The sequence below is a fragment of the Massilia sp. LC238 genome, assembly GCF_000735635.1.
Taxonomy (GTDB): domain Bacteria; phylum Pseudomonadota; class Gammaproteobacteria; order Burkholderiales; family Burkholderiaceae_D; genus Telluria; species Telluria varians.
The window spans coordinates 91626-117284 of sequence record NZ_JNNN01000012.1 but is presented as its reverse complement, the minus strand read 5'-3'; the positions used below and the strand labels follow the sequence as shown (position 1 = coordinate 117284).

The 25659-nt window shown below is 66.6% G+C and carries 19 protein-coding genes and 2 riboswitches; of the genes, 6 read left to right on the top strand and 13 right to left on the bottom strand.

The window, feature by feature from the left end; translation table 11 throughout:
* Nucleotides 1-11: 11 nt before the first annotated feature.
* Together FG94_RS03195 and FG94_RS03190 are read right to left on the bottom strand one after the other, a co-directional pair.
* Nucleotides 12-1481, bottom strand: coding sequence for an ATPase domain-containing protein (locus tag FG94_RS03195; protein ID WP_036206971.1), 1470 nt, complete (start codon nt 1479-1481; stop codon nt 12-14).
* The gene (locus FG94_RS03190) at nt 1482-1898 is read right to left on the bottom strand and encodes a hypothetical protein (RefSeq protein ID WP_051996089.1); all 417 of its coding nucleotides are present in this window, start codon (nt 1896-1898) and stop codon (nt 1482-1484) included.
* A 237-nt stretch (nt 1899-2135) separates the two neighbouring features.
* On the opposite strand from FG94_RS03190, the gene FG94_RS03185 reads away from it, so the two are divergent.
* Nucleotides 2136-3881, top strand: a complete 1746-nt coding sequence (locus FG94_RS03185) for a DUF885 family protein (protein ID WP_229445838.1) — start codon at nt 2136-2138, stop codon at nt 3879-3881.
* Nucleotides 3882-3993: 112 nt separating this feature from the next.
* On the opposite strand, the gene FG94_RS03180 is transcribed toward FG94_RS03185, so the two are convergent.
* The 7 genes from FG94_RS03180 to FG94_RS03150 form a co-directional block, all read right to left on the bottom strand.
* Complete coding sequence (locus FG94_RS03180; protein ID WP_036206965.1) at nt 3994-4473, bottom strand: hypothetical protein; 480 nt, start codon at nt 4471-4473, stop codon at nt 3994-3996.
* The gene (def, locus tag FG94_RS03175; RefSeq protein WP_036206962.1) at nt 4473-5009 is read right to left on the bottom strand and encodes a peptide deformylase; all 537 of its coding nucleotides are present in this window, start codon (nt 5007-5009) and stop codon (nt 4473-4475) included. The genes FG94_RS03180 and def overlap by 1 nt, the downstream gene beginning before the upstream one ends.
* Nucleotides 5006-5899 (bottom strand): UTP--glucose-1-phosphate uridylyltransferase GalU, encoded by an 894-nt coding sequence (gene galU / locus FG94_RS03170; protein ID WP_036206960.1) that lies wholly within the window; start codon nt 5897-5899, stop codon nt 5006-5008. Before galU ends, def begins: the two co-directional genes overlap by 4 nt.
* Before the next feature lie 12 nt (nt 5900-5911).
* On the bottom strand, nt 5912-8260 hold the full coding sequence (ligA, locus tag FG94_RS03165; RefSeq protein WP_036206957.1) for an NAD-dependent DNA ligase LigA: 2349 nt from the start codon (nt 8258-8260) through the stop codon (nt 5912-5914).
* 7 nt (nt 8261-8267) lie between these two features.
* A complete protein-coding gene (locus FG94_RS03160; RefSeq protein WP_036206954.1) occupies nt 8268-9461 on the bottom strand; it encodes a cell division protein ZipA C-terminal FtsZ-binding domain-containing protein in 1194 nt (397 codons plus the stop codon).
* A complete protein-coding gene (gene smc / locus FG94_RS03155; protein WP_036206952.1) occupies nt 9458-12997 on the bottom strand; it encodes a chromosome segregation protein SMC in 3540 nt (1179 codons plus the stop codon). The genes FG94_RS03160 and smc overlap by 4 nt, the downstream gene beginning before the upstream one ends.
* 117 nt (nt 12998-13114) lie before the next feature.
* The gene (locus FG94_RS03150) at nt 13115-15361 is read right to left on the bottom strand and encodes a DUF1631 family protein (protein ID WP_036206949.1); all 2247 of its coding nucleotides are present in this window, start codon (nt 15359-15361) and stop codon (nt 13115-13117) included.
* Between the two features lie 259 nt (nt 15362-15620).
* Here FG94_RS03150 and FG94_RS03145 point away from each other — a divergent pair, with 259 nt between their 5' ends.
* A complete protein-coding gene (locus FG94_RS03145; RefSeq protein ID WP_036207070.1) occupies nt 15621-15821 on the top strand; it encodes a hypothetical protein in 201 nt (66 codons plus the stop codon).
* Between the two features lie 77 nt (nt 15822-15898).
* Here the strand turns inward: FG94_RS03145 and FG94_RS03140 are convergent, their stop codons facing one another.
* Complete coding sequence (locus tag FG94_RS03140; protein ID WP_027865338.1) at nt 15899-16459, bottom strand: ATP-dependent Clp protease proteolytic subunit; 561 nt, start codon at nt 16457-16459, stop codon at nt 15899-15901.
* A 167-nt stretch (nt 16460-16626) separates the two neighbouring features.
* Nucleotides 16627-16712, top strand: a riboswitch (glycine riboswitch).
* A gap of 19 nt (nt 16713-16731) precedes the next feature.
* Nucleotides 16732-16831: riboswitch (glycine riboswitch) on the top strand.
* Between the two features lie 47 nt (nt 16832-16878).
* On the opposite strand from FG94_RS03140, the gene gcvT reads away from it, so the two are divergent.
* From gcvT to gcvP, 3 genes are all read left to right on the top strand, one after another.
* Nucleotides 16879-18009: a glycine cleavage system aminomethyltransferase GcvT gene (gene gcvT, locus FG94_RS03135; RefSeq protein WP_036206948.1), complete on the top strand. Its 1131-nt coding sequence runs from the start codon at nt 16879-16881 to the stop codon at nt 18007-18009.
* 59 nt (nt 18010-18068) lie between these two features.
* Nucleotides 18069-18449 (top strand): glycine cleavage system protein GcvH, encoded by a 381-nt coding sequence (gcvH, locus tag FG94_RS03130; protein WP_027865340.1) that lies wholly within the window; start codon nt 18069-18071, stop codon nt 18447-18449.
* A gap of 117 nt (nt 18450-18566) precedes the next feature.
* Complete coding sequence (gene gcvP / locus FG94_RS03125; RefSeq protein WP_036206944.1) at nt 18567-21446, top strand: aminomethyl-transferring glycine dehydrogenase; 2880 nt, start codon at nt 18567-18569, stop codon at nt 21444-21446.
* Between the two features lie 50 nt (nt 21447-21496).
* Here the strand turns inward: gcvP and FG94_RS28045 are convergent, their stop codons facing one another.
* From FG94_RS28045 to FG94_RS03115, 3 genes are all read right to left on the bottom strand, one after another.
* Nucleotides 21497-22201 (bottom strand): hypothetical protein, encoded by a 705-nt coding sequence (locus tag FG94_RS28045; RefSeq protein ID WP_229445837.1) that lies wholly within the window; start codon nt 22199-22201, stop codon nt 21497-21499.
* A gap of 734 nt (nt 22202-22935) precedes the next feature.
* A complete protein-coding gene (locus FG94_RS28040) occupies nt 22936-23190 on the bottom strand; it encodes a hypothetical protein (RefSeq protein ID WP_229445836.1) in 255 nt (84 codons plus the stop codon).
* A 12-nt stretch (nt 23191-23202) separates the two neighbouring features.
* Nucleotides 23203-24618: a methyl-accepting chemotaxis protein gene (locus FG94_RS03115; protein ID WP_229445835.1), complete on the bottom strand. Its 1416-nt coding sequence runs from the start codon at nt 24616-24618 to the stop codon at nt 23203-23205.
* A gap of 294 nt (nt 24619-24912) precedes the next feature.
* Between FG94_RS03115 and FG94_RS03110 the strand changes: the two genes are divergently transcribed.
* On the top strand, nt 24913-25614 hold the full coding sequence (locus tag FG94_RS03110; protein ID WP_036206937.1) for an outer membrane beta-barrel protein: 702 nt from the start codon (nt 24913-24915) through the stop codon (nt 25612-25614).
* The last annotated feature ends 45 nt before the right edge of the window (nt 25615-25659 follow it).

The following is a 25659-nucleotide window of genomic DNA, read 5'->3' as shown; positions in this document are numbered from 1 at the left end:
TGATGGATGTTTCACTCGTCGGAACTCAAACCACCGATGCGCCCGTACAGGACACCGTTGACCTGGGCGGGGATCGGGTCGATCTCGAAGCCGTCGTCCGTGATCCGGTACTCGCGCACATCGTGGCTGTGGCTGGAACCCCGCACCTTGACGATGGAGATGAAGCGCTTCACGTGCCCGTCCTCTTCGGCATAGCGCATGGCGACGACCGCGTCGGTCAGGTAGGCCATGTCTGCACGCGCGAAATTCATGTCGACCGAGCGGTCGTCCAGGCCCACCGTCACCAGCGAGGACACGCCGCGCTTGGCCAGGCTGCTCAGGATGCGGAACACGCCCTCGCGCAGGTCGCGCCGGCACTCGGGCGCCAGGTAGAGGCTGAACTCCGACAGCGAATCGATCACGACCCGGCGCGCACCGGTACGCCCGATGGCGACCAGCAGATCATCCTCGAATTCCTCGGCCGTCATGTCGATATTGCGGCTTTCCACCACGCTGACCTGGCCCGACTGGATCATGCCGGCAAGCTCGGCATTGCGCAGGCGCGCCGTGCCCTTCTCGAAGCACATGATCACGCCTTTTTCGCCGATGTCGACACCGGCGCGCAAGAATTTCGATCCCATGATGGTCTTGCCGCAGCCGGTCGGGCCGATCGCCAGCAGCGAGTGACCCTGGGGCAGGCCGCCGTGCAGCATTTCGTCCAGTCCCGGGGTGCCGGTCGCAATGCGGCGCGGCTCGCGGTCCACCGGCACGCCCGGTTCGCGGTCGTCGGCCAGCGGCGGCAGCAGGCGCGGGTAGATGCGCACGCCGTCATCGGTAATGCGGAAGGTGTGCGAGCCCGACATGTGGGCCTGGCCGCGCATCTTGACGATGCGGATCTTGCGCACCACGGCATTGCGATCGTGCAGCTGGCTCATGGCGATCATGCCGTCGGCCACGGTGGTGATCGGATTGGCCTCGGCTTCCTGGTGCTGGTACTCGCCGATCAGGAAGGTGGTCGCCATCCAGCTGGTCATGCGAGTGCCGAGTTCCTGGACGAAGAACTGCAGGTCGCTCATGCCCTCGATGCCGCCCTTGCCGGTCTGGATCACGGAGCGGAAGGAATCCACGAACACCAGGCTGGGCGCGAAGTCCTCGACCTCCTGGGTGATGCGTTCCAGGACCCCGCTGAAGTCGCCTGCACGCAGGTCGGTGGCCAGGTTGACGTAGCGGATCGAGGTATTGACCTTGTCGGTATCGAAGAACGAATACTGCTGCTGGTAGCGCAGCATCTTCAGCGGCGGCTCGCCCAGCACCGTGAAGAACAGGGCGCGGCGCTCGGGATTGGCGAGCGCGAACATGATCTGGTGCGCCAGCGTGGTCTTGCCGCAGCCGGGCGCCCCGGTGATCAGGTTGAATGAAAACTCGTTCAGTCCGCCGCCCAGGAGCACGTCAAGCCCCGGCACGCCGGTAGCCAATTTCCCCAAGCTTACTTTGTCGCTCATTTATTTCTGCTCCTGTGCATTCTTCTGCTGGCCTGGCGCCGTGTCCGTGGTGGCCGTGGCCGACTCCAGCAGCCGCTGGGTCAGCCTTTCTCCGATAAGTGCGGCAAGTAACTGGGTAAAGGTCTGGAGCAATGCCTCATTGGCCGCGGCGGCGCGCTCTGCATCGACGAGGGCCATGCGTTCCTCGAGCAATGCGAAGAGCTGTGCAGGTGCCCTGCAGGGCTGCTGGGGCGCAAGCCATGCATGATCGGGACCGATCACGTGGACGGCACGTCCGAACAGGGCACAGAAACCGCTTTCTCCGATCAGCGGGCAGAGATGCTGAGCGATCCGACGCCAGGGCTGCAACAGCTCCCTGCTCACGGCGGATGGATCCGGCGCGCCCGTACTATTCGTCATGTCTTCGTCGTTGAACAATGAATGCCGCTGGTGGTTGGGTGGGTCTGGTGGCCTGGCGCTGGCCCGCAGCGGGGACGGATGAACGGCTCCCCCGGTGCATTCGGCATTATAGCGTGTCGCTCTAGCAAACTGGAAAAATCGCCTGGGTTCGTCGAGAAACATGTTCAGTAGTGTCAATTCGGTCCAAGCCCGCTATAGAATAGCCCTCGCCGAGCAATGCTGCTCATCATTAGCGGGTGAACGATGGAAAAAAAATTGGGTGCCGTCCTGTCGACGGCCTGTGTCGTACTGGCCGTAGCGATGTCGCCGGCGCAAGCCGCAACGAGCGCCGACGCGCGCTTCAAGACAATCTACACGAAAGAGTGGAAATGGCGCGTCACGGAACGGCTCGCCCGTGCCGAGGATGAACGCGGCGTCAGCGCGAGCATCGCGCGTGTCGATGCTGCTGCGCAAGAAGCGCGGCGCCGCTACTGGGAAGGCATCCTGAAGGAACTCGACAGTATCAAGCCGGCCGAGCTGTCGCCGGACGAGCGCATCAACTTCGCCGTCTACCGCGCCCAGATCGCGGCGCTGGCCGACGCCCTGCGCTTCCGCGAGTACGAACAGCCGGTCAATGCCGACAGCGCGTTCTGGACCAACGTCACCTTCGGCGCGCGCCGTCCCTTCAAGACGCTCGAGGACTACCGCAACTACCTGAAGCAGCTGGCCGCCCTGCCCGACTATTTCGACCAGGAGACCGCCAACATGCGCGCCGGCCTGGCGCGCGGCTTCACGCCGCCGCAGGTCACACTGAAGGGCCGCGACGTGGCGCTGGTGCCGATCGCCGAGGCCAGGACCCCGGAAGAGACGGTCTTCTTCACCCCGTTCAAGAACTTCCCGGCCGCAGTGCCGGCAGCCGAGCAGGAAGCACTGCGCGCCCAGGCAGCAAGCGTGATCCGCGAGCAGGTCCAGCCGGCGTATGCGAAAGTGCTGGCCTTCTTACGCACCGAATACCTGCCCAGGGCCCGGACCACGCTGGCCGCCGAGAGCATGCCTGGCGGGAAAGCCTACTACCAGTCGAAGATCGTCGAATTCACCACCACGAACATGACGGCGGACCAGATCCACGCCGTCGGCCTGGCCGAGATGGCGAAGATCCGCGCCGAAATGCACGAGACCATGAAAAAGGTGGACTTCAAGGGCGACCTGCCGGCCTTCCTGGCATTTCTGCGCACCGACCCGCAGTTCTATGCGAAGACACCCAAGGAACTGCTGATGCACGCGGCCTGGACCGCCAAGAAGTTCGACGCCAAGGCCGACCAGTATTTCGGCTACCTGCCGCGCCGCCGCTTCGCGATCCTGCCGGTGCCGGACGACCAGGCGCCCTTCTACACCGCCGGCCGCGGCGGCGCCGGCTCCTACTGGGTCAATACCTACAACCTGCCGGCGCGCGCGCTCTACAGCTTGCCGGCGCTGACCCTGCACGAATCGGCGCCCGGCCACGCCTTCCAGATGCCGGTGGCGCTGGAGCAAAAAGGCGTGCCGAACTTCCGCCGCGCCTACATCTCGGCCTTCGGCGAAGGCTGGGCCCTGTATTCGGAACGCCTGGGCGTGGAGATGGGCATCTACGAGACGCCGTATGAGCACTTCGGCATGCTGAGCTACCAGGCCTGGCGCGCCTCGCGCCTGGTGGTCGACACCGGCATCCATGCCAAGGGCTGGACCCGCGAGCAGGCCCAGGCTTACCTGATGGAGAACACGGCGCTGGCCAAGCACGAGGTCGAGACGGAAGTGGACCGCTACATCTCCTGGCCGGGCCAGGCGCTGTCCTATTACCTGGGGCAGATGGCGATCCAGGAAGCGCGGGCGCGGGCTGAGAAGGCGCTGGGGGCGAAGTTCGACATCCGGAACTTCCACGATACGGTGCTGCAGCTGGGGTCGGTGCCGCTGCCGGTGCTGCAGCAGCGGATCGATGCGTTCATTGCGGATGGGGGCAAGAGCCCTTACCCCAAAGAGTCGTGATTATCGTAGGGTGGGCGGCTATGCCGCCCACGCGGTGATCGACTCGGCTTCGTCATCGCGCCTGATGATCTCGCTGCAAACTATCACCGCGTGGGCGGCATAGCCGCCCACCCTACAACAGCTTGAACTTGAGCTGGAACGACACCCCGCCATACAGCCGGTCCTTGTACGGCGGAATAATGCCGACGTTGAGCCCCACCCGCTGGTACTCGTAGGTCAGCGTCGGAATCGCCGCCGGGAACCAGCCTCCGTCGCGCATGTTCGGATAGCCGTCGAAGGCCGCGATCGCCAGCCCGAGGCGCACCGGCCCCAGCGCATACGGCTGCCAGATCACTCCCGCATAGTTCGACCATCGGCGGTCGCTGTTGTAGAAGCGCCCGAGCGTGGCGGCCGTGGCGCCGTTGAAGCGGTACTCGGCGCCGAGGCCCTTGTTGGCGCCGTTCAGGTCCTTGTCGCTGTCGAAGTGGGCAGTGGCAAAGCCGGTGTCAAGCCAGAATTCGCTCCTGGGCGCCGTGTCGATCTTCGTCAACAGATCATCGGCCTGGGCCAGTGGCGCCGCCAGCGCCAGCAGCAAAAAAGAGAGAATGCGCATCAGTCGTCGGCCTTTGGATCGAGGTCGGGGAACATCACTTCGGTGAAGCCGAAGCGGGAGAAGTCGCGGATACGCATCGGGTACAGGATGCCGTGCAGGTGGTCCACCTCGTGCTGCACCACGCGCGCATGGAAGCCTTCGGCGTCGCGGCGAATCGGCTTGCCGTACTGGTCGAAGCCTTCGTAATGCAGCTGCGTATAGCGCGGCACGCTGCCGCGCAGGCCCGGGACCGACAGGCAGCCCTCGAAGCCCTCTTCCATTTCTTCGGACAAGGGCGTGAGGACGGGATTGATCAGCACTGTCTCCGGCACCGGCGGGGCGTCCGGATAGCGCCCGCTCTTCGCGAAGCCATAGATCACCAATTGCAGGTTGACGCCGATCTGCGGCGCCGCCAGGCCTGCGCCATTGGCGGCGTGCATGGTCTCGAACATGTCACGGACCAGGGCGTGCAATTCGGGCGTGTCGAATTCGCGCACGGGTTCGGCCACGCGCAGCAGGCGCGGGTCACCCATGCGCAGGATGGGGCGCACGCTCACCGCAGCTTGTCCTGCTCGCACAGCGCCGCGAGGTGGGCGCGGAAACCGGCGGCGGTTTCCGGATGCTTCAGGCCGATCGCGGCGGTCGCTTCCAGGTAGCCGAGCTTGGAGCCGCAGTCGTAGCGCTGGCCGTCGTAGCGGTAGGCCAGCACGCGCTCGGCCTGCATCAGCGCGGCGATGCCGTCGGTCAGCTGGATCTCGCCGCCGGCGCCGGTGCCGAGGTTCTCGAGGTAGTCGAAGATCGAGCCCGACAGCACGTAGCGGCCGACCACCGCCAGCGTCGACGGCGCCACTTCCGGGGCCGGCTTCTCGACGATGTCCGACACCAGCTCCAGGTTCGGACGATAGCTCGATGCGCTGACGATGCCGTACTGGCGCGTGTTCTCGCGCGGGACGTCCTGCACCGCCAGGATGCTGGAGCGCTCGTAGGCATACAGGTCGGTCATCTGGGCCAGCACCGGCTTCTTCCCTGGGTCGGTATCCATGAAGTCGTCCGCCAGCAGGACGGCGAAGGGCTCGTTGCCCACCACCGGGCGGGCGCACAGGACCGCATGGCCCAGGCCCAGCGGCGCCGACTGGCGAATGTAGATGCAGTTGACGTTCTTCGGGATCACTCCGCGCACCGTCTCGAGCAGGGCTTCCTTGCCAGCCGCTTCCAGCACCGACTCGAGCTCGTAGGCCTTGTCGAAATGGTCCTCGATCGCGCGCTTGTTGCGGCCGGTGATGAAGACCAGTTCGGTGATGCCCGCCGCCACGGCTTCTTCCACGGCGTACTGGATCAGCGGTTTGTCCACGATCGGCAGCATCTCCTTCGGCTGCGCCTTGGTGGCGGGAAGGAAGCGGCTGCCGAGACCGGCGACGGGGAAGACTGCTTTGCGAATCAGGGTCATGTTCTTCTTCTTTCAGGAGTTGAGCAGCGCGAGCAGGCCTGCTTCGTCAAGGATGCTTACGCCCAGTTCTTCCGCCTTGGCGAGCTTGCTGCCCGCCTCGGCACCGGCCACGACATAGGAAGTCTTCTTCGATACCGAGCCCGACACCTTGCCGCCGGCCGCCTCGATCAGGGCGCCCGCAGCCTCGCGGCTCATGGTCGGCAAGGTCCCGGTCAGCACGAAGGTCTTGCCGGCGAGGATGCCCTCGGCCGCGGCCTGTTCCGGCAACTGGGCCAGCAGTTCGGCGCGCAGCCGGGCCAGCGCGGCAAGCTGCTCGCGATGGCCGGGCTGCGCCATCCATTCCTCCAGCGCGGCGGCGACCGTCGCCGGCAGGCCGAACACGCCGAACACGTTCAGGTGCGCCAGCGACTCCAGGGTCTGGCCGGCGGCAAGCAACTGACGCGCACGCGGCTCGGTCAGCTTCGGGATGCCGAGCGCCGCCAGCAGGCTCACTTCCTCCAGCTTCTCGCGCAGCTGCGCGCGCGGCGCATGCTCGCCCCGCGGCGCCACGCCGGCTGCGAGGAGCGCGTCGATCTCGCGCTGGTTCTTTTCTTCCGCGAAGAACTCGGCAATCGCTTCGGCCACGGTGCCGCCGATGTCGGGCAGCACGCGCAGCAGCGCCGCCGGGGCCTGGCGCACCAGCTCGAAGCGTCCCAGCCAGTCGGCCAGGGTCTTGGCGGTCGACTCGCCCACGTGGCGGATGCCGAGCGCGAACAGCAGGCGTTCCAATGGCGGATTCTTGCTGGCCGCGATGGCGGCGAGCAGGTTGTCGGCCCACTTGGTGGCGACCTTGCCCGGCTTGACGGCAGGTTTGGCCAATTCGGGTGTCGTGCCGTCGCGCTCGTCGGCCAGGCGTTTCATCTTGAGCAGGTCGTCGAGCGTGAGCTTGTACAGGTCCGCCACGCCGTGGATCAGGCTGCACTCGACCAGGCTGTCGATGTAGCGGTCGCCCAGGCCTTCGATGTCCATCATGCGCCGGCCCGCGAAATGCCGGATGGCTTCCTTGCGCTGGGCAGCGCAGGTCAGCCCGCCCGAGCAGCGCGCCACCGCCTCGCCTTCTTCGCGCACCACGTGCGAGCCGCACACCGGGCAGGTGTCCGGCAGCTTGTATGGCGCAGGCTGCGGGCTTGGACGGCGCTCCAGCACCACGGACAGCACTTCCGGAATGACGTCGCCGGCGCGGCGCACGATCACGGTGTCGCCCACGCGCACGTCCTTGCGCAGCACCTCGTCCTCGTTGTGCAGGGTGGCGTTGGTGACGGTCACCCCACCCACCGAGACGGGAACCAGGCGCGCCACCGGCGTGATGGCGCCGGTACGGCCGACCTGCACGTCGATCGCCGACACCACGGTCAGCGCTTCCTCGGCCGGGAACTTGTGGGCCAGCGCGAAGCGCGGCGCGCGCGACACGAAGCCAAGCTGGGCCTGGTCGGCCACGCGGTCGACCTTGTACACCACGCCGTCGATCTCATACGGCAGGCCGGCGCGGCGCTCGCCGATGCTGCGGTAGTAGCCGAGCAGGCCGTCGCAACCGGTGACCACCGCGCGCTCCTTCGAGACCGGCAGGCCGAGGCGGCCGAACCAGTCGAGCACCGCCGAATGCGACTCCGGCAGCTCGGCGCCCGCCAAGAAGCCGATGCCGTAGGCGAAGAAACGCAGCTTGCGCTGTGCCGTGATGCGCGCGTCCAGCTGGCGCAGGCTGCCCGCGGCCGCGTTGCGCGGGTTGGCGAATTCCTTGTGTCCGGCGTCGCGCTGGCGCTGGTTCAAGCGATTGAAATCGTCCTTGAACATCAGCACTTCGCCGCGCACTTCCAGCACGGCAGGGACATCGTCGCCGTGCAGGCGCAGCGGGATGACCCTGACGGTGCGGATGTTGGCCGTCACGTCCTCGCCGGTATAGCCGTCGCCGCGGGTGGCGGCCTGCACGAACACGCCGTTCTCGTAGCGCAGGCTGATCGCCAGGCCGTCGAACTTCAGTTCGGCCGAATAGCCCACCTGCTTCGCTTCCAGGCCTTCGCGCACGCGGCGGTCGAAGTTCTCGACGTCTTCGTCCATGAAGCCGTTGTTCAGCGAGAGCATCGGCACCGAGTGCGTCACCTGCTTGAACTCGGGAATCGGCGCGGCGCCCACGCGGGAGGTCGGCGAGTCGTTGCTCACCGCCTGGGGATGCGCGCTTTCCAGGTCTTGCAGCTCCTTGAACAGGCGGTCGTACTCGGCGTCCGGGATGGTCGGCGCATCGAGCACGTGGTAGTTGTAGATGTGGCGGTTCAGCTCCTTGACCAGCCAAGCCATCCGGTCGAGGACTTCCTGTGGCACCGTCATGCTCGCCTCAGACGAACAGGCGCAGTGCGCGGGTGGAGCCGGCCGGGATGTCGGAGGCGTCCATCTCTTCGTAGAACTCGGCAACCTGTCCCTTGATCTCTTCCAGTGCCGGATCGAGCAGCGGCTGCTCGAAGTCGTCGACGATGGTAGCGTCAAGGCGCTGGGTCAGCTCCTTGGCACACTTGACCATGGCGCCGAAGCCGTCGCGGCTCGGGGCGACGCACGGCACGTCCAGCAGCAGGGTCAGGCGGTTGGTGGTGTCGGCGCCCAGGGTGACGTTGGTCGACAGCGTGAACAGCACGCCGCCCTGGCCATCGGGCATCGAGAACTTGCCGTCCGGGCGCACGTCGAAGCCCTGCTTTTCCAGCGCCTGGATCAGGGTCGAGATCGCCCACGGCGCGCCGTTGGCGGCCAGGTTCACGCCCAGCTGGGCGTCGTGGCCGGCGACGAAGCGGTGCAGCGTGCGCGCTTCGCTCATCACCTCGATCATGTCCGGCACTTCCGGTTCGGCGCCGATTTCATCAGCCACGGCGCGCAGACGGGTGACGAGTTCCGAGTATTCGATTTCGTTCAGCGCGGTGGTGCGGGTGGCCATCTGCACGCCGGCCTGCAGCTTGGTGTACACGCCGCCGTGCACGATCGGCTCCCAGTCGCCGCTGACGGCGAAGCCGACGTAGTGGATCGGCTTGTTGCCGACGCGGCGCAGCTTCGAGAGCGCCGGCAGGATCTTGTCGCCGCGCAGGGCGCCTTCGAAGTTCAGCGGGATGATGCAATCGATCAGCGGGTCGACCAGGCTTTCGGCCAGTTCCGCAGGCGGCGTGCCTTCCGGGAGCGGCGTGGCCGGGGCCAGCGAAGCGATCGTGGTCGGGGTGCGCGGGCCGCTTGGCGGCGCGGGCTCGACTGGAGCTGCGGCAACCGGCGCGACGCTGTCATGCGGCACGCCCGGATCGAGGTCCAGCGGCGCCAGCGGCGTTTCGGCGCCGAGGTCGAGCACCGGTTCCTGGCGCTCCACCGGGCCGCGTTCGGCCGCAGCGCCCTCGAGCGGGCTGTCGCCGCTGCGCATCAGGACATCGTCATGCTCCGATGTGAACGCGCGTTCGACGCTTTTGCGGGCACGGTATTCCTGCCACTTGTTGTAGACGACGACACCGCCGACGAACACGCCGGCCGCCGCGATCAGGCTCATTTGGAAATCAGTCATGCTGCTTGTGCCTCAGTTGCGAAATGTGCGGCGGACTCCATGTCCACCGCCACGATGCGCGATACGCCCTGCTCCTGCATCGTCACACCGATCAGTTGGTTGGCCATCTCCATCGCGATCTTGTTGTGCGAGATGAAGAGGAATTGGGTATGGTCCGACATGCGCTTCACCATGCGGCAGAAGCGCTCGGTATTGGCATCGTCCAGCGGCGCATCGACCTCGTCGAGCAGGCAGAACGGCGCCGGGTTCAGGCGGAACATCGAGAACACCAGCGCGGTGGCGGTGAGCGCCTTCTCCCCGCCCGACAGCAGGTGGATGGTCGCGTTCTTCTTGCCCGGCGGCTGGGCCATCACCTGCACGCCGGAATCCAGGATCTCGTCGCCGGTCATCACCAGCCTGGCCTGGCCGCCGCCGAACAGGATCGGGAACAGTTCCGAGAAATGGGTGTTGACGCGGTCGAAGGTGTCGGCAAGCAGCTCGCGGGTCTCGCGGTCGATGCGGTGGATCGCGTCTTCCAGCGTATTGATGGCTTCCTGCAGGTCGTTGTTCTGCGAGTCGAGGTAGCGCTTGCGCTCGGTCGCCTGGGCCAGCTCGTCCACCGCCGCCAGGTTCACCGCCCCAAGGGCGCTGATGGCATTGGTCAGGCGCGTGACCTCGCCCTGCAAGTATTGTGGCTTCATGTCCGGCGTGAGTTTTTCCGCCAGCTCGGCTTCGACCGCGCCGGTGGTGGCCAGCGCCTCGGCGAACTGCTCCTGGTTCAGGCGCGCGGCCTGCTCCTTCAGCTGCATCTCGGTGATGCGGTCGCGCTGCGGCTGCAGACTGCGCTCGTTCCCCATGCGCATTTCCTCGAGCTGGCGCAGCTGCTGGGTGATCTGGTCGAGCTCGTGGCGGGCGTCGGCCAGCGCGCGCTCCTGCGTGCTGCGGCGCTCGAGCAATTCCTGCAAGCCCTCGTGGGCGGTGCCGGACTCCAGCGCTTCCAGTTCCAGTTTGCCGGCGGCCAGGCTGGCGCTGACCTGCTCGGCCTGGCTGGATGCGGTGGCGATATTGCGGCGCAGTTCCTCGATCTTGCTGCGCTGGGAGCGCTCCGCGAACTGGGCTTCCTGGGCGCTGCGTTCGAGGTCGCGCAGTTTCTGGCGCGCGTCCGCGAGCAGCTGCTCCTTTTCCATGAAGGCGGTCTGGCCGTCCTCATGGCTACCCTGCAGTTCGGCCAATTCCATGTCGAGCTGCTCGAATTCCTGCTCGGCTTCCGCAGCCGCTTGCCGCTGCTCGGCCTCCTGGGCCGCGATCTCGGACAGGTCGGCGGCGATCTGGCCGCTGCGCTGGTTGAAGCGCGCCTCGATCTCGCTTTGCTTGAGCACCTCAATCTGCAGCGCGTGCACTTCGCGCTGCAGCGTGCCGGAACGCTGGCGCGCATCCCCTAGCCGGCGCGTCAGCTCGCTGACCGCCGCGTCGGCGCGGGTGGCGCGGCTCTTCGCTTCGTCCAGCAGCAGGGCCTGGGCGCGCAGCTGCTTGCCGATGTTCTCGATCTCGTGCTGGCGCGCCAGCATGCCGTCCTGCTCCGCATCCGGCGCATGGAAACGCACCGAGGAGGCCGTGACCAGATGGCCCTGGCGCGTCACGAACGCGCCGCCCTGCGGCAGGCGGCCGCGCCCGGCAAAGGCCTCGGCGGCGTCCTGGGCCACGTAGACGTGGTGCAGCCAGTCGTTCAGCACCCCGCGCAGGCCCGGGTCGTTCAGGCGCAGCAGGCTGGCGAAGGGTTTCAGGCCCGGCGTATCGGCGGGCAGCGCTGCGGCCGGCGCCGGCGTGGCGACGCCCGGCGAATACAGGGCCAGGCGCGCCGGCGGCGCGTCGCTGAAGAAGGCCTTGGCCCAGTCCAGGTTCGACACTTCCAGCGCCCCGGAACGCTCGCGCAGCACGGCTTCCAGCGCGGTTTCCCAGACTTCCTCGATGTCGAGCTTCTGCCACAGGCGCGGCAGGCCCGAGAGTTCATGCTTCTCCAGCCAGGGCTGGACCTTGCCCTGGGTTTGCACGCGATCCTGCACCTGGCGCAGCGCGGCCAGGCGCGCTTCCAGCTGGGCCGTTGCGCTGGACTCCTGCTGGACCTGCGCGTGGGCGTCCTTGCGCTCCTGCTCGACGGCGTCCTGGCGCCCCGATGCCTCCTCGAGCAACATGGTCTGCTCTTCCAGCGCCAGCTGCTTTTCTTCCAGTTGCAGGCGCAGGTTGTCGAGGGTGGCGCTGTCCGGCAGGTTCAGGCCGTTGCGCTCCTGCTGCAGGCGTTCGCGCCGTGCGGCCAGGCTGGTGAGGATGTTGGCGGCATTGCGCTGGTGGGCGCTGGCCAGTTCGATGCGCTGCTGGACCTGCATGATACGGGCGCGCGATTCGTTCGCCCGCTCCTGGGCCTGGCGCCAGGCAGCTTCCAGTTCCGGCACCCGCTCGCCATGGCTTTCCACCGCGATCTGGGCCCCTTCGGCGCGCGCGCCGAGTTCCTCCAGCGTGATTTCGGCTTCCGCCAGTTGCTCTTCGTATTCCTGGCGCTGCGCCAGCCACTGATCGCGCTGCGCACCCAGGGTGCCGAGCTGGTTCTGCAGGCGGGTGCGCGATTCGACCACGAACTTGATCTGGGCTTCCAGGCTGCCGATCTCGGAATTGGTCTGGTACAGGGCGCCCTGCGCCGTGTGCAGGCGGTCGCCAATGGAGAAATGCGCCTGGCGCATGTTCTCCAGCTCGAGTTCGACGTTGCGCAGCTTGGCGGTCTGGGCTTCCAGCGCGGTCTGCGCCTCTTCCACCTCGCGGAAATAACGGACCTGCTCGGCCCTGGCTTCGTTCTTGCGCAGCAGCCACAGGAGCTTTTGCTTTTCTTCCTGGTCGGCCTGCAACTGGTGGAAGCGGTTGGCGACCGCCGCCTGGGCTTCCAGCTTTTCCAGGTTGGCGTTCAGCTCGCGCAGGATGTCCTCGACCCGCAGCAGGTTCTCGCGCGTGTCCGACAGCCGGTTCTCGGTCTCGCGCCGGCGCTCCTTGTACTTCGACACCCCGGCCGCCTCTTCGAGGAAGACGCGCAGCTCTTCCGGGCGCGATTCGATGATGCGGGCGATCATGCCCTGGCCGATGATGGCGTAGGCGCGCGGCCCCAGGCCGGTGCCGAGGAAAATATCCTGGATGTCGCGCCGCCGTACCGGCTGGCCGTTGATATAGTAGGTGGAGGTGCCGTCGCGCGTGAGGGTGCGCTTGACCGCGATCTCGGCGTACTGTCCCCACTGCCCGGCCGCCTTGCCGGCGCTGTTGTCGAACACCAGTTCGACCGAGGCGCGTCCGGCAGGTTTGCGGTAGGTGGAGCCGTTGAAGATCACGTCCTGCATCGACTCGCCGCGCAGCTCGGACGCCTTGGATTCGCCCAGCACCCAGCGCACGGCATCGATGATGTTCGACTTGCCGCAGCCGTTGGGGCCGACCACGCCGACGAGCTGGCCGGGCACCTGGAAATTGGTGGGATCGACGAAAGACTTAAATCCCGACAATTTGATGGATGAAAGGCGCACGTTGCTTCGGCTAGGGTTGGAGAGTCGTCAAAGATCCAATCATACCATTTGTTGATTGCTTTTCGGCCAAGAAGAAGTCTTGCGAACCCAGCAATTTCTTGCCGGATGCCGAGGAACTCAGCCTGCCCGCGCCGCAGGGACGGGTTCGCGCCCCGGATCGTTCATGGCGCCCTGCCCGACCGCCTCGCCCAGCACGCGTCCGACCACACCCTCGGCGGCCAGCACGCGGATGCTGCCGGTGCGGAACGCCTCGGCCAGGCGCTCGGCCGGCAGCGAGAAGGCCTCCTGGCGGTTGGCGCCGGAGAAGATGAAAAGCGTGCGCAGCGGACTGACCCAGGCCAGGCGGACCTTGCGCACGCCCAGCGCGCCCTTGAACTCGACCCGCATGCCGCGCTCCAGGCTGGCGAGCAGCGCGCCGGCGGGATCCGGGGTGCTTTCCTGTTCGGCGGCCTCGGCCTGTTCCCGGGCGACGCGGCGCAGCGCGTCCTGCTGGGCGGCCTCCACCGCCAGCTCCAGCTGGCGCTCGGGCGACAGCTCGATCGGAGCGCGCACGATGGTGGCGTGGCAGTCGGCCAGGGCGGCGAAGAACTGCAGGCGCTCGGCATCCTGCCACTTGACGGCATCCAGCCACTTGTTGAGGGTGGTGAGCAGGGCCGGCAGGCGCTTGATGAGCGCCTTGCGCTGTTCCTGGGTCGCCTTGGGCTTGACGCTCCAGATCAGGTCGTCCATGGCGCGGGTGGCATTGTCCACCGCGCCCGGCTTGCTATCCTCGATGGTGTAGGCGAGCGTCAGGACCGGGGTCCAGCGCTGCTCCAGGAAAGTGCCGACCAGCGCCACCACCTGTTCGCCGGCCAGGCGCAGCGACACCGCCTTGTTTGCCGAACGGGCGGCGGCGGCCTGTTTTTCCTGGCGGGTCGCCAGGGCGATCGGGCCGGCGATCGCGGCCGCTTCCAGCTGTTCGCGCTCGGCGATGCTGGCCTCCAGGTCGGCCACGGCGACGACGAAAGCGTCGGGCTGCACCTCCCGGCGTACCTTGTCGACGCCGCGCTGCATCGCCCGGTAAACCGGGTCGTCGGCACTGGCGGGCCGTTCCCAGCCGGCGTTCGACAGCAGGTCGAGCATGCGCCGCGCCGGGTGCGCGTCTTCGAAGAAGAAGCTGCGGTCCTTCAGCGCCGCCTTCAGCACCGGCACCTGCAGGAAGGCGATCAGCTCGCGCGTCTCCTGCGGAATCGACTCGTCGAGCAGGACGGTCTCGAAGATGCGCGACAGCAGGTCGAGCGTGGTCTCGTCGCCGCGCGACAGGCTGCCGCGAGGCAGGCTTTGTTTCAGGCGCGGCAGGTAGAACACCTCGTGCGGGCCGGCAGCCGGTCCCGCCTGGGGGCCTGGCGCCGGCAAGGCCCCAGCCAGCTTTTCCAGCACCTCGATCAGCGGCGCCGCCGCTGCGCTTGGCGCCGGCACCGGAGCGCCGGCATGCGCGGGCACAGGCTGGCCGCCGCCGGGCGGCATGGCGCCGGCGAAGCCGGCCGCCGCACTCGGGCGCCAGCCGCCGCCCTGCGGCAAATCGGGGATCAGGGGGATGTCGAGCTCGGCGCCGGCAGCCGCCTCGGCCGCACCGAACAGCTGGCGCAACCCCTGCGATACGGCCGCGTCGCGGCGCGCCCGCGCGGCCCTGGCGGCGGCACTGTCATCGGTCTTGGCGAAACGCTCCTCCCGGACACGGGCCGGCTTGAGCCTTTCATTAAGGGCTTCGAGGATGGGCGCGAAGTCGAACACGACCCCTGTTCGCAGCAGCGGCACGATCAGCGCGTGCGCCGCCTCGTCGGGCTCGAACTCGCACCAGGCCTCCTGCAGCGCGCGCAGGAAGACTTCGGGACGGAAGGGATTGTGGCTGGCGCGCACCAGCTCGCGCCCCAGCAGCAGGCCCAGACGCACGCCGAGGCTGGCCAGCCGTTCCGACTGCTGGATGTCGAAAGGCCGGCTGATGGCGGCGAAGGCCAGCTGGCTGTCCATTTCCTCCATCGGCACCAGGCTCAGCGTCAGCGGCGCTGGCGCGGCCGCCCTGCTCGCCGGCGCCAGGAGGGCCACCTCCTTGCGCAGGGCCAGCTCGATAGCGGTCGACGCCAGGTGCACGAAGGCGTAGGCATTATCCTGCAGCAGGTTGCCGGAACGGATGCGCCGCCCCACGGCCTGCGGGTCGTTGCGGGCGCCGGTCATGTCCAGCAACACGGCCGTCATGCGCTTCGCCATGTCGGCAAGCCCGTCGGCAGCGCGGCCGGCCGCGATGGCGACGAGCTCGTCCAGCGTCGCCTGCTGCGCGCTGGCGGCCTTGCGGAGGGCAGGTGTCTGGGCAGTATTCACGATCATCCCATTTTGCCACAATATTTCCACGTGGCAATAGAAAAAGGGTGGGTTCTGGCTTGATGCAGGCGAACGCCCCTGTTTCAGCGCCACAGGCCAGAAAATAATGCCTTGAGAACGTCGGCGCCTGTCCTACACTGGATCACGCCGCGGTCTGATACCGGTTCATCAATACGAAACGCATGATGGCTCGACCGGAAATGCTGCGGTAAGGTTCCACAGCTCGGCATGCAAAACACTTTCCCCACATTGAAAGGAAATGATCATGGCCCAAGGTAAATCGAAGCAAGGCGGCAGCTCGCAGCAGCACGCCGAAGCAGGCCGCCAGGGCGGCAGCAAGCAATCGGGTTCCGGCTCGGGCTCGCGCTCGGGCGGCAGCGCCGGCAGCGGCGGCACCCGCGGCGGCACCCCGGAGCAGCACGCCGAAGCCGGCCGTCAAAGCCACAAGAACGACAAGAAGCGCTGAGCGCGCGGCAGGCCCGGCCTGCCCACGACCAGGATTGTCGCCAGCCCGTCGCAGCCGCGATGGGCTTTTTTACGGCATCAGATATTGCGCAGCATGCCGCCCTTGGGCGGACGGAAGTCCCGGATGTCGTTGACCAGCCCCGCGGTCTTGGCATCGCGCGAGTTCAGGTGCAGGTCGGAGTACTGGTGGATGGCCCACTGCTCCGGCGTCAGCTCGATGCATTTGCGCAGGATCGACTCGGTACGCGCGTCGTCGGCGCGCAGGCCTTCGACGATGATGTTCAGCGCATCCGGCCGCGAGCCGGGCGAGGCCGTCGCGTGCGACTTGTGCACCATGAAGCGCGCCGTCTCGCTGCAATAGCGCTCGTCGCCGGACAGGTAGAGGATGACCGCGATCGAGGCCACCGCCCCGCCGTTGTACATGACGAACTTGATGGGCGAATTCGCCAGGAAGTTGTACAGGCACAGGCCATCGCTGACGTAGCCGCCGTTCGACTGCACTAGGACATGGGCCGTCTCGATGCCGTCCTCGGTCATCATCGACACCGCCTCGAACACACGGTGCACCATGTCGCTGTTGACGTCGCCCGACAGCGTGAACCAGGCTTCCTTGACCTTCTGTGCTTTGTCTTCGCTCATAGTTTTTCCCACTGCAAAGTGTGTGGGATAAGTGTAGCAAAACACGCCCGCTGGTCCGGCCATCGGGCGCACCAATAGTGCGCAGCAATTCTTTTTGGCAAGCGCCAATTCCCCCTATGGAAGGGCCCTCCTCGGTTGACACCGCATCAATGCTGGCATATCCTCCACAGTCTTGACCGGGAGAGCGCAGAATCAGCTGCCGCCGAAGGGGCACTACCCACAAACTCTCAGGCAAAAGGACTGGTCAGGGAACGGCAGCGCAAGGCGCGGCCGGCTCACACTCTGGAGAGCGGCCCCGCCAACACGGGGCCCACCGAAGGGGCAGGCGGCGCATGCCGCTATCTCTCAGGTACCAAGGACAGAGGGGATACAGGCACCGGCAACGGTGCACGCACCCCTATTCACTGCCCGAGGATTCCATGACGCTCAAAGCGACCCCGCTCAATTCCGCACACCGCTCCCTCGGAGCCAAGATGGTCGACTTCGGCGGCTGGGACATGCCGGTCAACTACGGCTCCCAGATCGAAGAGCACAACGCCGTCCGCCTTGATGCCGGCATGTTCGACGTCTCGCACATGTGCGTGGTGGACCTGAAAGGCGCCAATGCGCGCGCCTTCCTGCGCGGCCTGCTGGCCAACAACGTCGACAAGCTCCAGGTTCCCGGCAAGGCGCTCTACTCCTGCATGCTCAATCCCGAAGGCGGCGTGATCGACGACCTGATCGTCTATTACTTCAGCGAAGACTGGTTCCGCCTGGTGGTCAACGCCGGCACCGCCGAGAAGGACGTGGCCTGGATGGCGCAACAGAATGATGCGACCGGATCCGGCGTCGTCATCACCCAGCGCCGCGACCGCAGCGAAGAAAATCGCGATCCGATCGCCCTGGTCGCCGTGCAGGGCCCGAACGCGCGCGCCAAGGTCTGGCAGGTGCTGCCCGAGACCCAGGCCGCTTCCGAATCCCTGAAACCCTTCAACGTCGTGATCGTACCGAACACCGCGTTCGGCGAAGCGATGGTTGCGCGCACCGGCTACACCGGCGAGGACGGCTTCGAGATCGGTGTTCCGGCCTCGCAGGTGGAAGCCCTGTGGAATGCCCTGAAGGACGCGGGCGTCAAGCCGGCCGGCCTGGGCGCGCGCGACACCCTGCGCCTGGAAGCGGGCATGAACCTGTACGGCCAGGACATGGACGACAATATCAATCCGCTGGACGCAGGCCTGGGCTGGACCATCGACCTGGTCTCGGAGCGCGACTTCATCGGTAAGAGCGCGTTGCAGGCCAAGGGCCAGCAGGCCAACTTCGTCGGCCTGATCCTGCGCGAGAAAGGCGGCATCCTGCGCGCCCACCAGAAGGTCGTCGCCGCTTCCGGCAACGCGGGCGAAATCACCAGCGGCACCTTCAGCCCGAGCATGCAGCAGGCGATCGCCCTGGCGCGCGTGCCCCTGGACGTGGCCGTGGGCGACACCGTGCACGTGGAAATCCGCGACAAGAAACTGGCTGCCAGCGTGGTGAAGCTGCCGTTCGTACGTAACGGCAAGGTTCTCGCAGTCTGAGCAACAAGAATAACCAGAACAACTTTATACTACCGCCTCACCCTCTACTGGAGCCTTACATGAACATTCCAACCGACCTGAAATACACCGAGTCCCACGAGTGGGTGCGCCGCGAGGCCGACGGCAGCCTGACCGTCGGCATCACCGAGTACGCGCAGGACGCACTGGGCGACATCGTATTCGTCGAACTGCCGCAGGTCGGCAAGGCATTCACCGCCGGCGACGACGCCGCGGTGGTCGAGTCGGTCAAGGCCGCCAGCGACATCTACGCCCCGGTCTCGGGCACCGTCACCGCCGTGAACCAGTCGGTCGCCGACGCGCCGGACTCGATCAACCAGGATGCCTACGGCGCCTGGCTGTTCAAGCTGGCCCCGAGCGACGCCGGCGCAGTCGACAAGCTGCTGGATGCCGACGCCTACGGCAAGACCACTGGCAACTAATAAGTAGTACGGGTGCGCCTTCGGGCGCACCTTTTGTTTTACGGATCCGTCCCGATCTACCCGATCTCCTTCACAGCGGCGCCCGATCCCCGCGCCCGATCTCTCCAGACTCTGACCATGACCCGCACCAGCCTCACTCAACTCGAAGCGCGCGATTCCTTCATCCCGCGCCACATCGGCCCTTCCGACTCCGAACAGGCAGCCATGCTGTCGACCCTGGGCTACGCCTCGCGCGCCGCCCTGATCGACGCCGTCGTGCCCGCGAACATCCGCCGCCAGGACACGATGGACCTGGGCCAGTTCGTCGAACCGCGCAGCGAAGAACAGGCGCTTGAAACCCTGCGTGCGCTGGCCTCGAAGAACAAGGTCATGAAGTCGATGATCGGCCAGGGCTACTACGGCACCCACACCCCGAAGGTCATCCTGCGCAACATCTTCGAGAACCCGGCCTGGTACACCGCCTACACCCCGTACCAGCCGGAAATCTCGCAGGGCCGCCTGGAAGCGATCCTGAACTTCCAGCAGATGATCACGGACCTGACCGGCATGGGCATCGCCAACTCGTCGATGCTGGACGAAGGCACCGCCGCCGCCGAAGCCATGACCCTGCTGCAGCGCGTCGGCAAGTCGGCCTCCAAGGTGTTCTACGTGGCCGACGACGTGCTGCCGCAGACCCTGGAAGTGGTGCGCACCCGCGCCGAGCCGATCGGCGTCGAAGTGCGCGTGATTGCCGCCGGCGAGATCGAGAAGCTCGAAGAGACCTGCTTCGGCGTGCTGCTGCAATACCCGGGCGTGAACGGCGAAGTGCGCGACTACCGCGCCGCCGTGGAACACCTGCATGCCGCCGGCGCGATGGTCGTCGTGGCGGCCGACCTGCTGGCGCTGACGATGCTGGAAGCACCGGGCGCCTGGGGCGCCGACGTAGTCGTCGGCAACAGCCAGCGCTTCGGCGTGCCGCTCGGTTTCGGCGGCCCGCACGCCGGCTACCTGGCCACCCGCGACGAGTACAAGCGCTCCATGGCCGGCCGCCTGGTCGGCGTGACGGTCGACGCCCAGGGCAACCAGGCCTACCGCCTGGCGCTGCAGACCCGCGAGCAGCACATCCGCCGCGAGAAGGCGACCTCGAACATCTGTACCGCCCAGGTGCTGCTGGCCGTGATGGCCGGCATGTACGCGGTCTACCACGGCCCGCAGGGCCTGAAGCGCATCGCCACCCGCGTGCATCGCCAGACCGCGATCCTGGCCGCCGGCCTGAAGCAGCTCGGCGCCGAAGTTGTGAACACCACCTGGTTCGACACCCTGACCGTCAAGGGCGACGCGCAAGCGCTGCACGCCGCCGCCGAAGCGGCCGGCATCAACCTGCGCCGTATCGACGACGGCCACGTCGGCATCTCGCTGGACGAAACCACCACCCGCGACGACCTGGCCGCCCTGTTCGCCATCTTCGGCAACGGCAAGACCGTGGACATCGACGCGCTGGATGCGGACGCGCAGGACGCCTTCCCGGCCGCACTGGCCCGCAGCACCGAATACCTGACCCACCCGACCTTCCACCGCTACCACGCCGAGCACGAGATGCTGCGCTACCTGCGTAGTCTGGCGGACAAGGACCTGGCGCTGGACCGCACCATGATCCCGCTGGGTTCGTGCACCATGAAGCTGAACGCGACCTCGGAAATGATCCCGGTCACCTGGCCGGAATTCTCGAACATCCATCCGTTCGCGCCTGATGACCAGACCGTCGGCTACCGCGAGATGATCGCCCAGCTGGAAGCGATGCTGTGCGCCGCCACCGGCTACGCCGCGATCTCGCTGCAGCCGAACGCCGGCTCGCAGGGCGAGTACGCGGGCCTGCTGGTGATCCAGAAGTACCACCAGTCGCGCGGCGAAGGCCACCGCAACATCTGCCTGATCCCGTCGTCGGCGCACGGCACCAACCCGGCCTCGGCCAGCATGGTCGGCATGAAGGTCGTGGTCACCGCCTGCGACGAGAACGGCAACGTCGACCTGGCCGACCTGAAGGCCAAGGCCGAGCAGTACAGCAAGGACCTGGCCTGCGTCATGGTCACCTATCCGTCGACCCACGGCGTGTTCGAGGAAGGCATCCGCGAACTGTGCGAGATCGTGCACCAGCACGGCGGCCAGGTCTACGTGGACGGGGCCAACATGAACGCGATGGTCGGCGTGGCCGCGCCGGGCGCCTTCGGGGGCGACGTCAGCCACCTGAACCTGCACAAGACCTTCTGCATCCCGCACGGCGGCGGCGGCCCGGGCGTCGGCCCGATCGGCGTCGGCGCCCACCTGGCCCCGTTCCTGCCGAACCAGCTGTCGACCGGCTACGTGCGTAACGAAGCGGGTATCGGCGCAGTGAGCGCGGCCGCCTACGGCTCGGCCTCGATCCTGCCGATCTCGTGGATGTACATCGCGATGATGGGCGCATCGGGCCTGACCGCCGCGACCGAAGTGGCGATCCTGAACGCCAACTACATCGCGCGCCGCCTGGCGCCGCACTACCCGGTGCTGTACACCGGCCACGACGGCCTGGTCGCGCACGAGTGCATCATCGACCTGCGCCAGCTGCAGGACAAGACCGGCATCTCGAACGAAGACGTGGCCAAGCGCCTGATGGACTTCGGCTTCCACGCCCCGACCATGAGCTTCCCGGTGCCGGGCACCCTCATGATCGAGCCGACCGAGTCGGAATCGAAGGCCGAGCTGGATCGCTTCATCGAGGCGATGATCACCATCCACGCCGAGATCGTGAAGGTCGAGCGCGGCGAGTACGACAAGATGGACAACCCGCTCAAGGGCGCCCCGCACACCGCCGAGGTGGTGACCGCCGACGACTGGCAGCACACCTACAGCCGTGAAGTCGCGGCCTTCCCGGTAGCTTCGCTGCGCAAGAAGAAGTACTGGCCGCCGGTCGGACGTGCGGACAACGTCTACGGCGACCGTAACCTGTTCTGCGGCTGCGCGCCGATCAGCGACTACGAGTAAACAATCTAGAACTTCTAGCGTTTAAATGGCGACCCTCGGGTCGCCATTTTTCATGGGCAAGAACCGCGTCCAGGGCCGCGGCGGCATGCCATCATGTAGAGCATGCCAATCCACGCCACGGCATACCCCACCAGGTCGCGATTGCGGATCTCCCTGAAGTCGGCGTAGAACAGTCCGGTCGAACCGATATACGCCACTGCGGTCAGGCCTGCGCAGGCCGCAATGGCGATCCATGTACCGTTTGTGAGTTTCATCCCGCCGTTCGTGGTGTTCACGCTGCTGTTATTGGCAGCGCCGACAAGGCGGCTCTCGATGCCGGGCCGGTAGGCCAGGTCTCCTCGCCACAACCAGAGCGGCTCGAGCTTCGGCTTGAGCGCCGCAGCCATCCAGCCGCTGTAGGCCAGCAGCAGTGATCCATTCATGAACAGCTCCTGCGGTCCCGAGAACAGCTGGCGCGGGGTGCCGACGATGAACGTATTGAGCCAGAATATGTTGATCGAAGCTGGAAACTGGAGGATGAGTGCCAACAAGGGATAGCGGTTAAGACACAGCATCGCGCCGGTCACGATTTCCAGGTACTTGATGAATTGGTACAAGTAGATATTTGCGTTGGCCTGGACCCACTCGCCGCCGACGCCTGGAATTTCCGGAACAAAGCCGGTGGCCGCGTAGCGGATGCCGGAGAACAGAAGGTTGGCGCCAAAGTACAGCCGGAGCCAGTGAACGATGAAAAACCACGGTGATTGCTCGGACATGCCTGATCCTCGGTTGGAACTGCGATATGCCGGGTGTGCTCCACACCCGGTCCTGCGTTGCGAACTGAAATGAATCTGGCCCGGATGCGCCCGGAACGGCCAGGAAGCGCCAGGCCAGGCCTGCCGTCATGGTCTCGGCCGGCCTGCCGACGCGCGAGTGCGGGCTGCGCATCAGCCTGCGGCTGACGTCGCAGGCGTGGCCAATCCCGCAATCTGCGTCGTCTCGGATTGCGACTGGCGGATGAAACGAAAGACGGTGAAGCGGATCGTCAGGGCTGGCGTTCAGCCGGAGGCGCTGCGGGGAAGGCTGTTGTGGGGCATGGGTCGGTCTCCGTATCTTTATTAACTAACTCAGACTTTAGAATTTATGTTCTAGATAATTTCATATCCTCATGTCATCGTGCAACTTAAAACGATGCAAGGCTGCTATGCGTTTTTTGCACGGGTGCGAGGGGCTTCGCGCTCCTCGAGCAGGCCGAGCGCGACGTCCATGACGGTATTTTCCTGCCCGCCTGGTTGCGGCGCTTGTCCAGCTCGATCCTTGATGTCGACGGCAGAATGTTGTACGTGGAGGATGCCGCCTGGGCGTGGCGGCGGAGGCAGGACGTTCCCGGCGGCGTCGATCAGCAGCTCAGGAATCGAGACTGAGGAGCTGTCTCAACATAGCGCCAGGCAAGCCGACGCAAGAACCTTACTTGACCATGCGCTGTTCAGCAAAGTGACTGAACGAGGGGTCACTTGCGGCTCGATGCGAGCCGCAAGTGCGACCGCTCGTGACGACGGCGCTCCCTGGGAAGATCCCGGGGGGCGCCGCTTTCCATTGGGGGCGGCGCCATGCTCTCCGGCTGTGGCGGCGGCGCCCGCTCCGGCTCTTCCAGGCGGAAGGCCGCCACACTGCGCGACAGCGCCAGCGCCTGCATCTGCAGGGTGCGCGCGGCCGCCGCCGCTTCCTCGACCAGCGCGCAGTTCTGCTGGGTCACCTCGTCCATCCGCACGATCGCCTAGTTGACCTCGGCCAGGCTGCCGGCCTGACCGGCGCTGGCGCTGCCGATCCGCCCCAGCACGTCTTCCATCTCGCGCGCCGCCCCGAGCGCGTCCTCGACGCCGGCGCCGGCCTGGGCGGCCCAGGCCGCGCAGCCTTCGATCTCGGCCACCGAACGCGCCGCCAGCTCGCGCACTTCGCGGGCGGCGCCGGCCGCACGCTGGGCCAGCGCCCGCACCCCGTTGGCCGCGTCGGCGAACTCGTGGTCCTGTGCCCCGTTGCGGGCCGCGCCGAGGGCCGCGTTCAGCGCCAGCGTGCCGGCTTCGCTGGCAAACGCATCGATCGCCGCAGCCACCTCGGCCGCCCGGGCGGCGCCGTCCTTCACCCGCGCCAGCGTGGCCGCCATGCGCTCGACGCCCTGCCCGCCTTCGCGCGCACGGGACGATGCCGACTGTGCCAGCCGGTTGGCCGCCAGCGCATTGGTCGCGGTGACGGTCACGGTTTCGGCCAGCTGCTGCATGCTGGCCGCCGTGTCTTCCAGCGAGCGGCTGCGGAACACGGCGCGGCTGTGCAGGCTCAGGTTGCCGAGGCTGAGGTCGCGCGAGGCGCTGCCGATGGTGCGCGCCGACTCCAGCACGATGCGCAAGGTGCCGTTCAGGTTGCGGATACCGGCGTCGAGCGCGCGCGAGGTTTCGCCGATCTCGTCCTCGCCATAGACCCGTTCGCCGACCGTCAGGTCGCCGCTCGCCAGGCCCAGCGCCGCCGCGCCGATCCCGCGGATTTCCAGCAGCAGCGCACGCCGCACCGCCACCGTGATGGCCAGCGACACGCCGACCGCCAGCAGGACCACGAAGGGCATCAGGGCGGCCGTGAGCCGGAAGTCGGCGGCGGCGGCAACGGACGCCTGTTCGGACAGCTCCCGCTCGAGCCTGGCCAGCATGCCCATGCGCTCCACCAGCCTTGAAAACGCGGCCTCGGGCTTGATCATGGCATTCGCGCCGATGGTCTGGTCGGCGTGCGCCAGTTCGACCACCTCGCGTGCCGCCCGCACGTACAGGCGGTGCGCCTGGGCTGCCTGCTCGACGTGGCGCCGTTCGGCGCTGTCGCCGGTGCGCTGCATCAGCTCGCCGAAGGCGCGTTCGATCGCGCCGTGCTGGCGGTGGATGTCGGCGATCAGGACGTCGATGCGGGCGCGCGAGAAGCTGCTGCCGAGCCAGGTGAGCAGCTTGTAGGTGTCGGCATGGACGCGCTGGGCCTGGGCCACCAGCTCGGTGGCGCTGCGCATCTGCACCGCGCGCGGACCGACGATGGACTGCAGCGACTGGTGCTGCTTCACCATCGCATAGTAGGCGGCGCTCGAGAGCAGTACCAGCAGCATCAGGACGACGCCGGGTGCGAGCAGCAGCTTGGGGCCGATTTTCAGTCGCGACAGCATGGCTCAGCCGCGGTGCGAAGAATGCCCGGCACGGGAAGGAGTCGAATGTGGCTGCATGATGCCTCCCTGAGAATGGCGTGGATCTTTGTTTAATTTCCTGAACGCATTCAACGAATCTACGCGCTTCAATCTGGTGCCGGTTTGCGGTCGCTCAGATCGCCCGCCATCTTCGCTGCGGAACCAACAGGCATATGTATTGTGAAACAATCACTTACTAATTTGATATAGTTGCTCCTGCTGCACGTTGTATCCTTCCGCTCGACCTGAACAAGCACGTCACGAAAAGGAACACGCATGAACGCCAAACGCATCGTTGTTGCAGCCGCACTCCTGGCCATCGGCAGCGCGCAGGCGCAACTGGTCGATGCACCGTCCTCGTCCCTGTCGGCCGAGACGGGCGGACGCTTCGGCCCGCTGGCCGAGGGTTTCAAACGCTACCAGCCTCTCTACGGCGGCAACGAGGCCGCCAACCCGAATGACCGCCTGTTCAAGGCCCAGGGATTCCGAACCGACCCCAGGCTGGTGCTCGGCTATGCGTTCAACCAGTACCTCGCGCTGGAGGCCGGCTATTCCCACCTGGACGACCGCGGTTTCCACAAGCCGAACCCCTTCAATGCCAGGGAGATGGCGATCGATGAGGCGCTTGGTGCGGGCGTGCTCGGCGCCAGGAGCTACACCACCTATCTGGCAGCGAAGATCAGCGTGCCGGTCAATGAGCGCTTGACCGCCTACGGCAAGCTGGGCGTTGCCCAGAGCGTGGTGAAGAACGACGGTTTCGTGACGCCGCGGATGGCCGAAGCCCATGCCGCCGGCAAATCCGCCACGGTGTTCGGGAGCGAGACCGGCACCGGCGCCTACGGCGCGCTGGGCGCCAAGTACAAGCTGAACGACAAGGCCACGCTCAAGGGCGAGGTCATCATGAATGGCAGCGCCGACAAGTTCCGCAGCAATTCCAACGCCACCGGCTTGCGCGGCAGCGTCGGGTTCGGCTTCTGATGGGACGCGGGTCGCCGGCCCTGGCCGGCGACCCGGAGTGGAAAG

Excerpts from the sequence above, each read along its gene's own strand:
- FG94_RS03150 (WP_036206949.1), bottom strand. The coding sequence starts at position 15,361 with ATGATCGTGAATACTGCCCAGACACCTGCCCTCCGCAAGGCCGCCAGC.
- galU (WP_036206960.1), bottom strand. The coding sequence starts at position 5,899 with ATGACCCTGATTCGCAAAGCAGTCTTCCCCGTCGCCGGTCTCGGCAGC.
- FG94_RS03195 (WP_036206971.1), bottom strand. The coding sequence starts at position 1,481 with ATGAGCGACAAAGTAAGCTTGGGGAAATTGGCTACCGGCGTGCCGGGG.
- FG94_RS03115 (WP_229445835.1), bottom strand. The coding sequence starts at position 24,618 with ATGCTGTCGCGACTGAAAATCGGCCCCAAGCTGCTGCTCGCACCCGGC.
- FG94_RS03145 (WP_036207070.1), top strand. The coding sequence starts at position 15,621 with ATGGCCCAAGGTAAATCGAAGCAAGGCGGCAGCTCGCAGCAGCACGCC.
- FG94_RS28040 (WP_229445836.1), bottom strand. The coding sequence starts at position 23,190 with ATGGACGAGGTGACCCAGCAGAACTGCGCGCTGGTCGAGGAAGCGGCG.
- FG94_RS03180 (WP_036206965.1), bottom strand. The coding sequence starts at position 4,473 with ATGCGCATTCTCTCTTTTTTGCTGCTGGCGCTGGCGGCGCCACTGGCC.
- FG94_RS03160 (WP_036206954.1), bottom strand. The coding sequence starts at position 9,461 with ATGACTGATTTCCAAATGAGCCTGATCGCGGCGGCCGGCGTGTTCGTC.
- gcvT (WP_036206948.1), top strand. The coding sequence starts at position 16,879 with ATGACGCTCAAAGCGACCCCGCTCAATTCCGCACACCGCTCCCTCGGA.
- FG94_RS03110 (WP_036206937.1), top strand. The coding sequence starts at position 24,913 with ATGAACGCCAAACGCATCGTTGTTGCAGCCGCACTCCTGGCCATCGGC.
- FG94_RS03140 (WP_027865338.1), bottom strand. The coding sequence starts at position 16,459 with ATGAGCGAAGACAAAGCACAGAAGGTCAAGGAAGCCTGGTTCACGCTG.
- ligA (WP_036206957.1), bottom strand. The coding sequence starts at position 8,260 with ATGACGGTGCCACAGGAAGTCCTCGACCGGATGGCTTGGCTGGTCAAG.
- FG94_RS28045 (WP_229445837.1), bottom strand. The coding sequence starts at position 22,201 with ATGTCCGAGCAATCACCGTGGTTTTTCATCGTTCACTGGCTCCGGCTG.
- gcvP (WP_036206944.1), top strand. The coding sequence starts at position 18,567 with ATGACCCGCACCAGCCTCACTCAACTCGAAGCGCGCGATTCCTTCATC.
- gcvH (WP_027865340.1), top strand. The coding sequence starts at position 18,069 with ATGAACATTCCAACCGACCTGAAATACACCGAGTCCCACGAGTGGGTG.